At 58.6% G+C, this 15636-nt stretch carries 13 protein-coding genes; 4 read left to right on the forward strand and 9 right to left on the reverse strand.

Features of this window, described 5'->3' with window-relative positions:
- Positions 1-77: 77 nt before the first annotated feature.
- The 7 genes from C453_RS11400 to C453_RS11430 form a co-directional block, all read right to left on the reverse strand.
- Positions 78-1028: a tetratricopeptide repeat protein gene (locus C453_RS11400; RefSeq protein ID WP_008324649.1), complete on the reverse strand. Its 951-nt coding sequence runs from the start codon at positions 1026-1028 to the stop codon at positions 78-80.
- Positions 1025-2392, reverse strand: coding sequence for an ABC transporter ATP-binding protein (locus C453_RS11405; protein WP_008324650.1), 1368 nt, complete (start codon positions 2390-2392; stop codon positions 1025-1027). Before C453_RS11405 ends, C453_RS11400 begins: the two co-directional genes overlap by 4 nt.
- Complete coding sequence (locus C453_RS11410; protein WP_008324651.1) at positions 2389-3429, reverse strand: ABC transporter ATP-binding protein; 1041 nt, start codon at positions 3427-3429, stop codon at positions 2389-2391. Before C453_RS11410 ends, C453_RS11405 begins: the two co-directional genes overlap by 4 nt.
- On the reverse strand, positions 3429-4430 hold the full coding sequence (locus C453_RS11415; protein ID WP_008324652.1) for an ABC transporter permease: 1002 nt from the start codon (positions 4428-4430) through the stop codon (positions 3429-3431). The genes C453_RS11410 and C453_RS11415 overlap by 1 nt, the downstream gene beginning before the upstream one ends.
- Complete coding sequence (locus C453_RS11420) at positions 4430-5404, reverse strand: ABC transporter permease (protein ID WP_008324653.1); 975 nt, start codon at positions 5402-5404, stop codon at positions 4430-4432. Before C453_RS11420 ends, C453_RS11415 begins: the two co-directional genes overlap by 1 nt.
- 72 nt (positions 5405-5476) lie before the next feature.
- Entirely contained in the window at positions 5477-7231 is a 1755-nt protein-coding gene (locus C453_RS11425; RefSeq protein WP_049907650.1) for an ABC transporter substrate-binding protein, read from the reverse strand.
- A 112-nt stretch (positions 7232-7343) separates the two neighbouring features.
- Positions 7344-8690, reverse strand: a complete 1347-nt coding sequence (locus tag C453_RS11430) for a M28 family metallopeptidase (RefSeq protein WP_008324655.1) — start codon at positions 8688-8690, stop codon at positions 7344-7346.
- A 277-nt stretch (positions 8691-8967) separates the two neighbouring features.
- Between C453_RS11430 and C453_RS11435 the strand changes: the two genes are divergently transcribed.
- Positions 8968-9768: an IclR family transcriptional regulator gene (locus tag C453_RS11435; protein ID WP_008324656.1), complete on the forward strand. Its 801-nt coding sequence runs from the start codon at positions 8968-8970 to the stop codon at positions 9766-9768.
- Between the two features lie 920 nt (positions 9769-10688).
- Positions 10689-10976, forward strand: a complete 288-nt coding sequence (locus tag C453_RS11440; protein ID WP_008324657.1) for a MarR family transcriptional regulator — start codon at positions 10689-10691, stop codon at positions 10974-10976.
- A gap of 571 nt (positions 10977-11547) precedes the next feature.
- On the opposite strand, the gene C453_RS11445 is transcribed toward C453_RS11440, so the two are convergent.
- Complete coding sequence (locus C453_RS11445; protein WP_049907651.1) at positions 11548-12897, reverse strand: cyanophycinase; 1350 nt, start codon at positions 12895-12897, stop codon at positions 11548-11550.
- 525 nt (positions 12898-13422) lie between these two features.
- Here C453_RS11445 and C453_RS11450 point away from each other — a divergent pair.
- Entirely contained in the window at positions 13423-14190 is a 768-nt protein-coding gene (locus tag C453_RS11450; protein ID WP_008324659.1) for a cytochrome b family protein, read from the forward strand.
- A 43-nt stretch (positions 14191-14233) separates the two neighbouring features.
- Here C453_RS11450 and C453_RS11455 read toward each other — a convergent pair whose 3' ends face one another.
- Positions 14234-14776, reverse strand: a complete 543-nt coding sequence (locus C453_RS11455; RefSeq protein WP_008324660.1) for a hypothetical protein — start codon at positions 14774-14776, stop codon at positions 14234-14236.
- 177 nt (positions 14777-14953) lie between these two features.
- On the opposite strand from C453_RS11455, the gene C453_RS11460 reads away from it, so the two are divergent.
- Positions 14954-15598 (forward strand): helix-turn-helix domain-containing protein, encoded by a 645-nt coding sequence (locus C453_RS11460; RefSeq protein ID WP_008324664.1) that lies wholly within the window; start codon positions 14954-14956, stop codon positions 15596-15598.
- The last annotated feature ends 38 nt before the right edge of the window (positions 15599-15636 follow it).

A 15636-nucleotide genomic window follows, 5' to 3' on the forward strand; every position in this document is an offset into this window, starting at 1 on the left:
GATGTAATCCAGAAACAGCGCGACTTGGAGACGGTGAGAACGAAGGCGGACCCCCAAACCGACCGCTATAATGGTGCTCAGCGGTCGATTGAGAGCGTTTCCGCCACGTTCTCTGCGACTGGTCCCGAAAAGCAGAGTCGGTCGCTGCTCAACGCATCCGGCGATTGACCCTCTGCTATCGCACCGACAGCCACGTAGTACCCGAGGAGTTCGGGGAACGCAGAAGCCGACCCAGAGAGCGTAAAGCGAAGTTCGGTCTCTGGCGTTACTGCCGAGAGCGGGCTACAGTCTGACGACGGGAGCGGTTCCCACGGGTCTGACGGCGTCGGCCGCCACTCCGCTTCGACCCGACAGTTCTCCGGAACCGCGTCGGTCCAGCGGACGTAGAGTCCCGCTCGATAGTTTCCGTCTCTGAACCGCTTCGGCACGTCCGAAGCGCTGGCGATTCCAACCACCAACGGCGTCCACGCGTCTGTGTCGACTTCGAGAGCCGACCGGATGTGGTCGAGCGCGGACTCGTCCGCACCGCTGCGGTGCTCTGCAGCGGCAGCGAGGACGTGCGACGCCACCACTTCGGACGGTTCAGAAGCGGCGTCAGCCGCGGCTTCGAACGATTCGGCTGCTCGTCCGTAGTCGCCATCCGACCACTCGCGTGCGCCGCGCTCCAATCGGTCACACACCGGGCCGTCGAACGGCCCGCGAGTCAGGTACGTCTCGTCTCCGGTTTGGATAAACGAGTACGTCATCGCCTGTGCGGCGTCGAACGACGGTCGCGACTGGTGCTGGAGTGTGAGCCGTGCGCCCGACAGCTGGTCGAGAACCTCGTCGACCACGCGCTGTACGTCGTCCACCGCGACCTCCGAGTCGGAGACGGCGGTCTCGTACGCGCTCGTAATTGCTTCCCGAGTGGCGTCGTCGGCGAAGAGCGTCGACTCGTCGGTCGAGCCGATGTCCGCGGTAGCTCGCGTGACGAGGGTTCTGAGCGCTTCGTTTTCTCGGTCCTCGGGGGTGAGGCTTTCCGGCGTCATCGTGCATCACCGGATGCAATTCCGTCGACTGCGAGTTCACCGTTTTGTGACTTTGACTGCGTCACGAACGACGGGTCGTGCAGGTGACACGCAGACTGGTGCGTCCCCGCCCCGTGGGTGGTGAGCGACGGCTCTTCGCGAGCACACGGTGTGGTGTACGAGCGTTCGAGCATCGCCACCGCACCGTCTCTGTCGCCAGCGACGAGTCGTTGGAGCGCGGATTTGACGGTGTCGTTTGCGTCTGGCGGGAGCGAGACGGTCTCTGCGTCCGCCACTCCTTTCCGCGCCACGTGTTCGTCGTAGAGCTCTTGGACGACTGCGTCGTCTGATACGCTCTTCCGTTCGTCTTCGAGGTGCTCACGCGTCGTTTCGGCGTCTAACTCGTCGGCCGCGAGCCGACGTTTCAGTGCCAGCACGCGCTGCCACGCGGCCTGCGAACCGTCCCATCCTTCCGTCGGGATTACCTTCGGGCACCGCGGGTGGAACCGACACCCAGACGGCGGGTCGATGGGGGTTGGAACGTCCCCTTCGAGGTGGACGCGATCGCGTTCGACCGTCGGGTCGGGAACGGGAATCGCGGACAGCAACGCCTGCGTGTAGGGGTGTTGTGGGTCGGTGAACAGCCGGTCGGTCGGTGCGACCTCGGCAATCTTCCCGAGGTACATCACCGCGACGCGGTCGCACACTCGCCGCACAATCGACATGTCGTGGCTGATGAACAGCATCGACAGCCCCATCTCCTCGCGAAGTTCGTCGAGGAGGTTCAAGATGCGCGCTTGAACGGACACGTCGAGCGCGGACACGGGCTCGTCTGCAATCAGCATACTCGGCTCGACAGAGAGCGCTCGGGCGATAGCGATGCGTTGGCGCTGGCCTCCCGAGAACTCGTGTGGGTGTCGGTCGAGGTGCTCAGCACCGAGTCCACACCGTTCTAACAGTGACGCCGCTCGCTCTCTCCGCTCAGTGTCGTTTGCGCCGATGTTGTGGACACGCATCGGCTCCATGAGCGTCTTCGCGACGGTATACCGTGGGTTCAGTGACGCGAAGGGGTCTTGGAAGACCACCTGTACTTCGCTGCGGAACTCGCGGAGTTCCGACCGCGAAAAGCCCGTCACCTCGTCGCCGTCGAAGTACACGCTCCCGTCGGTGGGTTCGATGAGTCTCACTGCTGCTCGCGCGAGCGTCGACTTCCCACAGCCGGACTCACCGACGAGACCGAGTGTTTCCCCTTCTTTGACGTCCAGCGAGACGTCGTCGACTGCCCGAACGGTTCGGACCTCTTGGTCGGGTCGGAGTCGCCGGATGAGCGAGTCCTTTTCGCTGAAGTGCTTCGTCAGGCCGTCTATCGTTAGTAGCGAACTCATGATGGGTCCTCCCAGAGGCAAGCGCTGTAGTGGTCGTCGCCGACCGCTCGCATCCGCGGGTCGATTTGTCGGCACTCGTCTGTCGCGTGCGGACACCGCGGTGCGAAGTTACACCCCTCCGGCGTGTCCGCGAGGTTTGGGACGGTCCCGGAGATGGCTTCCAGCGACTGCTCGTCTGCAGTCGGGTCCGGAACGCAGTCGATGAGTCCCTTGGTGTAGGGGTGTTGCGGGTTGGCGAAGATGTCTTCGACGTCGCCGTACTCGACGACGCGACCGGCGTACATGACGGCGACGCGGTCGCAGACTTCCGCGACGACACCGAGGTCGTGCGTGACGATGAGGACGCTCATCGACGTCTGCACGTTCAGTTCCTGAATCAAATCCAGAATCTGCGCCTCGATAGTGACGTCGAGTGCCGTCGTCGGTTCGTCGGCGATGAGTAAATCGGGCGTACAGGCGAGCGCCATCGCGAGCATCGCACGCTGTCGCATCCCACCGGAGAACTCGTGTGGGTAGTCGTCGACGCGCTCTTCGGGACTCGGAATCCCGACACGGCGCATCAGTTCGACAGCTTTCGCTCGCGAGGCGGACTTGGTCAGATTCTCGTGTACTCGGAGTGGTTCGCCGACTTGCCAACCGATGTCGAACACCGGGTTCAGCGCCTTTGCAGGCTCCTGAAACACCATCGAGACGCGGTTCCCGCGAAGCTGGCGTTTCTCTTCTGGACTCTTCGTGAGGATGTCTTCACCGTCGAATCGGACGGTACCGCCGTGGACCTCGCCGGGCTCGGGAACGATGTCCATGAGCGATAGGCTCGTCACCGACTTCCCACAGCCGGACTCGCCGACGATACCGAGAATCTCGCCCTCGGCGATGTCGAACGAGACTCCGTCGACGGCTTGGACCGTTTCACCGGCCGTCTGGAACCGAGTCTGGAGGTTGCGAACCGACAGCAGCGAGTCGTCGGAACACACTTGCGCAGCCTCGGTCTCGGCGTCGATGTCGGCGTCCGAAAGCGTGGTCTGTGCGTCGCTCATCAGTTCGGCCCTCCGTCAGTGGCAGAGCGTGGGTCGAACTCGTCTCGGAGGCCGTCCCCGAGCAGATTGAGCGCCAACACCGTCACCATAATCGCGAGCCCCGGGAAGGTGGTCCACCACCACGAGTCAGGGAGGTACCCCTGCCCGTTCGATATCATCACTCCCCAGGTGGGGATTGGTGGCTGCACGCCCAAGCCGAGGTACGACAGCGACGCTTCGAACAGAATCGCCGTCGCGACGAGGAACGTCGATTGGACGAGCACTGGTGCCATCGAGTTTGGCAGGATGTGCTGAACGAGGATTCGAACACGAGACAGTCCCGTGTTCTCGGCCGCCTCGACGAACTCCTCTTCGCTCGTCCGCAACACTTCGCCACGCGTGACTCGGGCAATCTGCGGCGAGTACACGAGCCCGATGACGAAGATGACGTTGATGATGTTGTTACTTGTCCACGACCCGACGACCGGCAGTGAGGCGAGCAGCTCTCCCAGCACTGGCAGAATCGTAATCACCGTCTCACTCCCGAGTGCCCCGACGAGCGTAATCGCCAAGACGAGCGCCGGGAACGAAATCAGGATATCCATGACTCGCATAATCGATTCGTCGACCCACCCGCCGACGTATCCCGCAATCGAACCGGCGGTGATGCCGATGGTTGCGGCGATACCGACTGCTAATAGGCCGACTGCGAGGGAAGAACGCGCTCCGTACACGAGGCGCGTGAACACGTCGCGTCCGTAGAGGTCCGTCCCCATTGGATTCGCCGGCGTAGGCGGGTGGAGCTTCAGCGCTGGGTCGGCCGTAATCGCGAGTTGCTCACCCGGTGCGTACGGCGTGATGAGCGGTGCGGCGGCGGCCGCCACCGAGATTGCGGCGACAATCCAGAACGATACCTGGGCGCTCAAATCCAGCCGCCGGTACACTGCGACCAGCCAGCGGACACGGCTGCCGACTTGGTCGACGACGCTTCTGTTTTCAGAGTGTTTCGTATCGATAGCCATTATTCGTAACTAATTCTGGGGTCGAGATACGCGTAGAGGAGGTCGACGACGAGGTTCGCGACCACGAACACCGTCGCAATGAACAGGACGATTCCCTGAACGGTGACGAGGTCCTGAGAGAGGACCGACATGTAGAGCAGGCGGCCGATGCCAGGCCACTGGAAGACCTGTTCTATCACGACTGCTCCGTTCAGCAGGAATCCGATTTGCATCCCCATAACCGTCACCACGGGGATGAGCGCGTTTCGGAGCGCGTGAATCATCAGTACCGACTTCTCTTTGACTCCCTTCGCACGCGCGGTTCTGACGTACTCTTCTTGAAGGACTTCTACCATCGAAGACCGGGTCATTCGCATCACGAGCGCGGCGAACCCGGTTCCGAGGACGGTTGCTGGGGGAAGGATGTGTCTGAGATACGTCCCAAGGCCGTCGCTGAGCGTTGCGTACCCACCGGACGGGATGAGCGGTGCGCCAAACCAGTTCTGCCAGAACAGCGCGAACACGAGTATCATCATGATCGCAACCCAGAACCCCGGGAGGCTGATTCCACCGAAGGCCGCGACACGGGTGACGTTGTCGACCCACGTGTCCTTTTTCACGGCACTGATGACGCCGGTCGGAACTGCGACAATGACGCCGATGATAAACGAGAAGAACGACAGCTGTGCGGTCGCCCACGCACTGCTCTTGATGAGCGACGTGACTCGCGCACTCTGGGAGTAGGAGTACCCGAAGTCGAGGTGAAGCACGTCCCACAGCCAGTAGGTGTACTGGATGTAGAGTGGCTCGTTGAGACGCATCTCTCGTCGCAGCTCGTTGACGATGTTCTGCTGTGCGGCGGCCTCCGGGGGGAGCATCGCGACGACCGGGTCACTCGGACTGAGCCGGATGAACAGGAACGTCACGAGGCTCACACCGAGTAGAACCGGCACGAGCAGCAGCGTTCGTTTGATTGCGTAATTCGACGTACTCATCAGTACCACCCTCGATGGATGTGTTTCGACCCGTCTAACGTTGGTCTGGGCATGTATGTGTTACTTTTGCCGTTACTCTTCGAGGAAGACCTTTTCCACGTGCGGGGTTCGTGTCGGATACGCGATGTAGTTCTTCACGGAGCTCCGACGCCCCTGGTTCGTGTGCGGCCACACCTGCATGATAAGCGGGTAGAAATCTGTGACCTTCTGCTGGACCTTCCGGTATAGTTCTGCGCGCTGTGCTTGGTCCTGAGTGCGACGGGCTTCTTCGAGCCATGCGTCGACTTCGTCGTCCCCGTAGAACGAGGAGTTGAAATACTCCCGCGAGTGGAACCCGAGGTACGCGTAGCCGTCGGCGCTGAAGCCGTAGCCGATACTCTCGATGAGTGCTTCCACGTCGGACGGCGGGCCGACCTCGCGGTTCTCTTCTTTTTCGTCCTTGTCGTCCCACTCGCTCGGATACCATGGACCCCAAACAGACCCTTTCTCCTTGGGATTTATCTCCATGTCCACGTTGATCTCCTTGTACGATTGCTGGAGGATTTGTGCGATGTCGACGAACTTTGGCTGGTTCGTCACGTCAACTTCCAGCGAGAACCCGTCGCTCTCACCTGCATCGGCGAGTAAGGACTTCGCTTTCTCGATATCGTAGGGATACTTCGAGACGGACGATTCGTCGTAGGCCCAATGCCACGGTGGGAACACAGACCACGCCGGGTCGGCTCTCCCGGCGAATTTCACCGATTTGATGGCCTCTCGATTGGACGCGTGGCCGAGTGCGTGTCGAACTTTCTTTTTTCCGAGTGGTTCGACGTTCCGCCAATTAATGTACATATTGACGCGCTCGACGCTGGGCATCGAGAGCACCGAGACGTTGTTCGCCTTTTCGAGGTCTTCGACCTTGTTCGCGGGAACGGTCGGGTTGATGTGGGCCTCTCCGGTTTTGAGCTTCGTGTTCCGGACCGTACCGTCGGGGACGACACTGTACGTGACGCTGTCGAGATACGGTAGTTGCCCCGCCTCGGTTTCTTTGAAGTACTCCTCGTTGCGGGAGAACTCGTACGGCCCCGAAGCCTCTGCCGACTCGAAGGTGAACGGGCCGGTCGCCCAGACGCCCGTGTCGAACGACCCGAAGTCGTCACCGTGTTCTTCGAGCGCTTCGACGGGAAGGACGGCAGTCCGATAACTCGTCAGCTTCGACGGGAAGGTGACGTCTTCGTTCGCCAGCGAGAATTCGATTTCGTAGTCGCCGGTCGCGGTGATTCGTTCCTTCGGGTCGAGCGTCTCCCCGTCAGGCCCCTCACCGAACAGGATTCCTTTGAATTCGCTGCGATTGACTGCACTATACTCTTTGTCGGTGATGATTTTGAGGAAGTTCTGTCGGACTGCCTCTGCGTCACACTCGCCGTACGGTCCGTGGAACTGGATACCCTCGTAAAGCGTGAAGGTGTAGGTCTTCCCGTCGTCACTGACGCTCCAGTCTTTGGCTAGGTCACCCGCGATGCTCCCGTCCTGTTTGAACCGCAGGAGGCTGTTCGAGTACGCCTTCGAGAGCGTCGAGTCGGTCGTCTGGTCACCGAGGTGCGGATTGAGCGTCTGTGCTTGGGAGGCGACGGTGACGACGAGGTCTCCTCCTTTTTTCACTGCATCCGGTTCCTCGGTCGTCTGTTGGACCGTCGTTTGCTGAGCGGTCGTCTGAGTCTGGGACGGCGTCGATGGGTCCCCACTGCTCCCGCTACACCCTGCAAGAACCGATGCTCCCCCAGCCACACCAGCGGCTTTGAGGAATCGGCGTCTGTCGACTTTCGTCTGGCTATCGCTTACCATGACAATGATAGCCAATTACTTGGGGGGTTATATAATTTTCCATCATGACCTTGATTGGTTACGATATCGACGGCGTTTCGCTCCGAAATGTGCTCCGGAGTCGCCTGCTGTGTTACTCCCATGGCCAGTCTCCTGTTGCACGAAGGCCTGCTTCGAGGCCGGCTCGTTTCGTTGCATCCCGAATGACCGACGGGTCCACGTGCTCGACTTCGTGTTCCGAGCGGGCTAATCTGAGCACGGCTTCGCTGAGAACCACTGCGAGGTCGCGGAGGTCTCGGAGGTCGATTTTGTCGGCGGTGTCGGCGTGCGTGTGTGTCCATCCTCGTTCTTGCTCCGATTCAGACCGAAGCTGAACTCCGGGAACGCCGTGTTTGACAAACGGCCAATGGTCACTGTGGGGGCGGACAGCGTCGTTTATCGACCCGGGGACGCCGAACGCGTCGAGTGCGGCCTCGAATGCCGCACCAATCTCGTCGAACCCGTGGGTGTAGAGGTCGATGGTCCGTGAGTATCCGATACCGTCTGCGTTGACGACGGCCTTCACGGCGTCGAGGTCGTGTTCTCGCACGTACTCGCGCGAGCCGCGGAACCCGACTTCTTCGGCGCCGAACGCGACGAATCGAACCCTCGTTTCCAGTTGCTCTGTGACCTGCGATAGGAGTCTCGCAGTCTCTGTGAGCAGGGCACAGCCGACACCGTTGTCGTTTGCCCCGCTTCCGATGTCGTGCGCGTCGATGTGGGCTGTCACGAGAATTTCGTCCGCCGTCTCTGGTCCCAATGCGGCGGACACATTGCGGCTGTTTGTCAGAGGCGTCTCGCAATCGACGGTGACCGTTCCTTCGATAGACGTTCGGTTGCACCGGCGCTCCAACCACGCGCCGACCTCGCGCGAGACACCGATAGCAGGGATTGGTCCGGCACCATCGTCGGTTCCCACGTCACCGGTCGGTGGGAGACTCCCCGGCCGGTCAGTTCTGTATATGAACGCACTCGCACCGGCCTCGGCCGCCCACGCGTACTTCTCTAGGCGGTGAATGTGCCGACCGTGGTCGGCGGGTGTCGTGTCTGCGGCCATCGCGATTGCGCCCTCCAGGTCACGGTTTTCGAAGTCCCGCAGGAGTCCGTGCCCGCAGTCTACGATTTCGCCGCTCACGGTTTCAGGTGGTGACCCCGGAAGTGCGATGACCTCGTGGTCGGCCGCGAAATCTGTGCCGGCGGCGGTGAGGATACTTTCACCGCGTTCCCATCCCGGAATCTGGAACTCATCGATTGACACCTCGTCGCATCCGCGACTCCGGAACGCTTCGGCAATCTGCTGTGCAGCCCATTCTTCACCTTTCGTGCCGGCAAAGCGGTCGGGACCGTCCGCAAGGTTGACGAGGAACTCCCACGCTTCGGTTTGCGTATACGCGTCGCCGACGACGTGTGTCGGGAGTAATGTAGACGAGGACTGCGCCATCAGAGACCAGCTCCTTCACCGCGTCTCTGTCCCGAATCGAACACTGCTCGCAGAGCTATCGTCCCGTAAGCCGAGTGCGGTTGCACTGACGGCCTCGGCACTAGCCTTGGCAATTGCATACACGCCCAGTTGACCCTGGGGCGTTATTTATAATTACCGGGAAACGGGGTCTTTGCCGGAACTGACGCCCACAAAACATGTGAACAATTTAGAGATTTGTTTTGACAATGCCAAACATATATTGCCGACGACGAGAGTGCCGGTAGTAGAGCAACCCATGACCGACACCGAAAACGAGCCCCGGCGGTTGAAGTCCTTACAGCGGGCGACGAAACTCATCGAGACAATCGAGCAGCTAAACGGCGCACGGCTCGTCGACCTGACGAAACACGTCGACCTCTCGAAGGGGTCGATTCACACGCAACTGGCGACGCTCCGGGATGCGGGATACATCACGAAGCGGGGAGACGAGTATCAGCTCGGTCTTCGGTTCGTAACGCTTGGTGAGTACGTGAAAGGCACACAGCGTGTGTACGAAGCCGCGAAAAACCAGGTTGACCGGTTGGCTGCAGAGACCGGGGAGTACGCGGATTTGGTCGTCGAAAACGAGGGGCTGGAGGTCGCACTCAAAGTCGCCCGAGGAAAGCGTGCCATGGAGACGGAGTACCACATCAGCGTCGAGGAGACGCCGCAGTACCTCCACAATAGCTCGGCCGGAAAGGCGATTCTCGCTCACCTCCCTGAGGACCGAGTCCACGAAATCATCGACAAACACGGTCTCAATCCGCGAACACCGAACACTATCACCGACCGCGACGCTCTCTTCGACCAGTTAGCTGTCATCCGTGAGCGAGGATACGCGGTGAACGACGAGGAAGACATCCGTGGGTTTCGCGCCGTCGGTGCACCAATCCTTGATATCGATTCCAACCCTATCGGGGCAATCAGTGTCTCGGCTCCGACGAGCCGTCTGAAAGGAGAACGGTTCGAAACCGAAATTCCTGACCGCGTGATGCAGGCGACGAACGTCGTCGAAATCGACATCGACACGTCGGCACACGGCCGCCGAACCGGATGAATGCATTCCGGAGCGATGGTCAACAGTTGTTTGATAAAGCCGAACATTCCCCAATTTAGTCTCAAAATTTACTGCTTCCTTCTCTGAATCGGCCGTTCTTACGTTCGAATAGAACGCTCACTGAGTATATCTCAGTGGTGTGTGTTCTGAATCACCCGCTACTGTTTGAGAGCATCAAACTGTATGCCAACAACAAATTCAAAACATAGTGAATTATTGTATTTCATGCAACAAATGGATTGATAGTTATTCTATTCTTGGAAGATATGTGTTTTGTGGGAAACCTCCCGGAAGTCCTGTTGAGGCTGTACAGACAGCTCGACTCACTCCCATTACAAGCATACCACCGTAATGCCACCGTAGGATGATACCGCCAGCGGTTTTCCTTTGGTGGGGAGTTCTTTCTGGGCCGGGTGCTTCGCCGACCTCCGTCACTTGGGTTGTCCCTCGACGTTAGCGAAATGGTTGTGCTGTGAGGAAATTGGTACCTGATTCTGAATATAGGGGGAGCGAAAGTATGTTATCTCCGATCGGTTTGTGATGCCCCTCTCGCACTACAACCGACTTAGCTTCCACCGCCGGTGAGTATCCAAACCCAGGGGTCACGAACTAACCTCACACTCGTTTTACTATGTATTTCTCTTCTAAATAGGGGACTCAGAGTAGACGCATCACAATCTGCGCTTCTAGTCTATTAGAAGAGCAAAATAAAACTCAAGTTGAGATACTGAGTATATATCAATACTTTCTTGAATTATATGAAACTCTATGTTCAGCGCTCCGACCACACGCTGTCCGTATCGACCGGCGACGAGCGTGGTTTTGTAGACCAGTGGTGGCGCGTACTCGACGTCACGGCAGTCGGCACCAGTCGCCACAAAGGGTAAACATCAATAACCCCTTCGCACGTCAGGGCATGTATGAGCCACCCCCAGGGTGAGTCGTACGACCGCGAGCAGACAGACTACTGGACTGACGAGGAGTTCCGCGAACGAATCTCTGACCTCCCACCGAGTGCGAAACTGGTCGCGAGAATTCTCGATAACAACGACCAGATGACCCAAGAACAGCTGATGTCCGAATCGTTGCTTCTGCGACGAACTGTCGGGTACGCGCTCAATCGCCTCGAAGAAAACGGACTCGTCCACTCCCGTCCTGACCTCCGAGACCCGCGAAAGCGTCTGTACGAACTTGCGATGGATACCTAACTGGTCGTATTTGTTTGATATTAGCAAACAGATTAAGTGGAGACCATTACAGAAGTATGCCTGTAATAGTATGGTGGGTAAATTCTGCTTTGCTTGTCTCACCGTCTGGAACAACCCAATTCCCCTGGCGAAGAACAGCCAGTCAGACCTCGTATTCGACTGTATGTGATGTGACTACCAGATATGGGTACACAAGACCATTACACATGTTAGTATGTCTAACGTTCGTAGTTATCAAATTCAGCGCGTCAAAACGGCGATACAGCGGTGGATGCAACGTGAATTGGATACCGACAGACGCCGAACGCTTTCGAAGCCTAGCGTGGTTCAGACTGCGAAGTCTAGCGGGGCTCAGAGAATGCAAGCCCGTGCGCGCCGTCAACACAGTCTGCTCCGAAACTATCGGCACCGACAGTGTCAGCTTCGACGAGGTGGCTGGTCACTTCTGCCGACGTGTCTCGCCTCTACGGTTGTAACTACACGTCACCGAGCAGTAGAACGGACCTGGGAACTGCCGACGCTGGTGCTATCGGACTGGCTCGAAAAGAAGAACCGCAAGACAGGTTCTTCGTTACTCTTGTTTGCCTTTGCCGTTGGATGCTTTCTCTGCCGTGTAGGAGTAGAGGTCCATCCGAATGTTGGTGGCGGCGTATCGTCCGACACCGTCGTCGTAGTTGTCTCCCCACCAGCCTTGGGTGTCCGCATCCTGGGTGTAGACGACCTTGACGCCTTTGTCGCCGCCGGCGTAGTAGTCGGTTCCGTTACCGAGTTCGGTACCGACGACCTTCGTTTCAGTGTTATCGACGAGGTCCTCAGTCATCATTTTGACACTCGCGGTGTTGTAAATCCACGCGGCTTGGTCGCTGTTCCCGTCGTAATACGGGGATTCGTCCGTATCGTAGGTCTTCCCAGTCGTGTCGATGTTGAACGAGAGCGAACTGCCACCGTAGTCGAAGCTGTCGTAACGCGTCAGGTAGTGGACTTCGATGTTCGTCATATTCACCGCATCGTCGTCACCGGGAACGGACCGGTCGACGACGGTGTCCGACGTGTCGATGATGGTAACGCCGTTTTCACCGTAGACCTCTGCGGTCGTGGTGTCACCGCGGAAGACCAACGTGGTGTTCTCACCGACGCCGAAGCCGAGAGTCTGCCGTTCGAGGTCCTCTGCCGAGTTCTCGTACACCATCAGGCGTGCGAGTCGGGCCACGCGCCCACGCTGCTGGAAGTGCGTGTCGATGACGCCAACGTCGAGGAAGCCCATTCCCTGGGTTGCCCACACTCGGAAGTCGTCGCTCTGGCCGTACGTGTCGGTGAGAGAAACGCCGTCTCGAACTGCCCCGTAGCTGTCACCAGCGCCGGGCATGTCGTCGCCAGCCATCGTGGTTCCTGCAGACGAGCCGCCGATTGCAGCACCGTGGCACTCGTGTTGCGACCGAATCGCGGACGCAACGAGCGTGTCTTCTCCGTTGTTCGTGCCTTTCTTCAGAACGTCGATGATGCGGTTCTGTGCGCCACCGGAGAACCAGATGACGTTGCTCTCGTTGACCGTGTTGGCAACAGACTGGTTGTCTCCATTGGTCGCCCAGTTCGATTCGTCGTACGCGGTGTTAGGGTCGTCCTGGGTCGCGAGCGGGAGGACTTCGATGTTCGACTCGGGGACGCCCGCGTCGACGAAGTCCTGCTTCCACCCTTCGCCGCTCTGAACCGGTGTCCCACTCGCCGCCGGGACGATAGCGATTTTCGCTTCCGATTCGCCGCCGACCGAGTCGATTACTCGTTCGTAGATACGCGAGCCGTTCTCGTACGTCGCCAGCCCACCGCCGGCCATGAACAGGTCACCCTCACCGGAACAGGTCATCTGGGCCGTTGATGTCGTCGTCGTAGTCGTTGCGGCGGCCGCTGGTGCCAGCGTCGCCATCACAACGAGTACTGCAACTAGTACAGTCGTCGTGCGTGTCAAGCTCATTCGTGTCATGTGCTAATTGTGGACATTCCGTCCACTCCGATAGAGTGGGGGTATTTTTGAAAGAGATAGCGAAGTTAGAGAAATCCTCCATAGAACAAAGTATAAATAATAGTTCTCCGGAACGTTCGATGGACGTGACGGGAGAGTCGAACGTAATGAGCTTCAATACAAAATAAATACTTTATTTATTTTCTTATTGTTGCAGAGAAGATAGGTGAGTAATATTGTCTGAGATTTGTTTGAGAGCGCTAAGGAATGGATATTTATTTTAAGATAAAATAAATATGCTGTGGTTTTGGTGAACTATGTGGGAGGGATTGACTAGTGGCCTCGCTAGAATCGATCGAGTACACCATGAGAAACTAGGCACCGACTCGTATCGCAGATGTATTCAGGAACTTGTGATTTTCTGCTTCGGCGTAACGAACAGCTATTTTACACGTGATTCTCTACCTCCAAACAGGTTCCCGAGTAAACATGAGTCAGGAAGACCAATCCGTCGACGAGGAAATCCGAACTGACGGGACGGGGGTCGTCGCGCCGGACAACGAAACCCCGGCGTGGCACGAGCGAAAAGAGCGCTCGACCGGCCTCTCACGACTGACCTACGAGTACTTCGAACGGTCCCGAAGAGAAGACCAGGACCTCCGCATGGAATCCGATTACGTCGAGCGCGACGTCCTCGGGTTCCCGACGTGGCCACACGAACTCGTCCGCAACTTGTCGATTGCGTCGTTCTTCGTCGGCATGGTGCTGTTTCTTGCGGCAACGATGCCGCCGCACATCGGTGCACCGGCGAATCCGAGTCAGACGCCGTCGATTATCCTGCCCGACTGGTACCTCTATTGGTCGTTCGGGCTGCTGAAGCTCGGTCCGCTGAACCCCGAAATTGCCGTGCTTGGCGGCCAAAAGCTGCTGGGTGACCGAGCGTACGGCGTCCTCGCGAACGGTGTCGTCGTCGGTGCAATTGCAATCGTCCCCTTCCTCAACAAAGGAAGCGCGCGCCGACCGGTCGAAGAACCGTTCTGGGCGTCTATCGGCGTTGGAGGTGTCATCTTCGCGCTCACCATCAGCATCTACTCGGCGAAGAACCTCATCCCGATGAACGTCGACCTGCTTTTCGACCTGACGTTCCTCCTCCCGCTCGTGGCCGGCGTCGTCACGTATGCGGTCCTGAAGACGATGCAAGAGGGGTACATGTACGACCTCAACCGTCGGTACTACCGGCTTCGACCACCGAAGTAGGTCGGTACCGAGGCGCGACTCAGATTTTTTCGATCGCCGATACTCACGAGGTAGTTATCGCTCGTAGTGCTCCAATTACCACTCGGTCGAGGACGTGGGTCGCCACACCGAACGAGACGAAAAAGACAACCATGGCGACGAACCCGACGACTGGGAATGCTTCGATATCGAGGGTTACAACGACCCGAATCATCGAGATTCCCGCGTCGATAGCGCTGTCGAACGTCCACATCGAAACGAGGCCCCCGACGAGCAGTGCGACGAGATACAGCATCACTCGTTCTGTGGACGGAACGCCGCGATTCCGCCTACTCTCTTGGATGTCTGCTTTCGACTCCACGCCGAGCGCTGCAAACTGACGTCGAAGTTGGTCGAACGTGGTCACCAAGAAGACGAACCAGAGAAACGCTGCGAGCCCGAACTGAATCGCCGACGCAGACACGTCTGGTAGCACCGTCGTCAGCACGTCCACGATGGTCGGCGTTGCTCGCGTGAGAAAGATGTAAAAGACGACGAAGCCCAGAATAGCGTCGATAGGCCCGTACGCTGGGAAGGTGCGCTCCGCCCGGGCGTTCGCGGAAATCACGGACGACCTCATGTGTACCGAGACGAAGCCCAGGCGTATCAAGAGCAGACGTGATTGTCACTGCTTGAGAGTGGCACGCAAGAGAGTACACCGCTTGCCGAATCAGCCGAGAACGTGATGCTGGAATAACACTCTCCGTACGGGTAGTATTTTATATGTCAACAACCGAGTGTGAGTATGTACCAAGCCACGCTCAGAATCGACAGCGATACGCCGTACGAGCGGGCGACGGCGGGGTCTGACGCTCGCATCGAACTCTGGTGTAACAGCCACTGTGACCTGCTTTCTATCGACGGCGACGTCGACGACGAGGTCTTCGACTACATCGAACGAACTGTCGGCGTGTACAACGAGCTACAGGGTGAACACGGCCGCGTCATCATCACTGGCGCGTGTTTGAAGACGCACAGCGACCACAACGTCGAACCATATCTAGAGGCGAACAACTGCCTGCTCGTCCCACCGATTCGGTACGAAGGTGGAACCAAGCGCGTCCGCGTCCTCGCGTCGCGGTCGGAGGACTTGACGAGCTTTTATACCGACATCACCGAGTCGTACGACGTTCACGTCGACTCGAAGCGAGCGATAACAGAGGTGTTCGCGGACCAACCGCTCTTGTCACTGGAGTCGCTTCTCCCGTCGCTCTCACCGCGGCAACGAGAGACGTTCACCCTCGCGTACGAGGAGGGATACTACGAGATTCCGCGCCAGACGACGACGACTGAACTCGCCGAGGCAGTCGGTATCGAGCGCCGAACGCTCGAACACCATCTCCGTCGGGCGGAACAGAAACTGGCCGAGGCGTTCGTCGGCCTACTCTGACAACGACTCGGCGAAAACCGGAGTGAGTGTGGCGTCAG

The sequence above is a fragment of the Haloferax elongans ATCC BAA-1513 genome, assembly GCF_000336755.1.
Lineage (GTDB): Archaea > Halobacteriota > Halobacteria > Halobacteriales > Haloferacaceae > Haloferax > Haloferax elongans.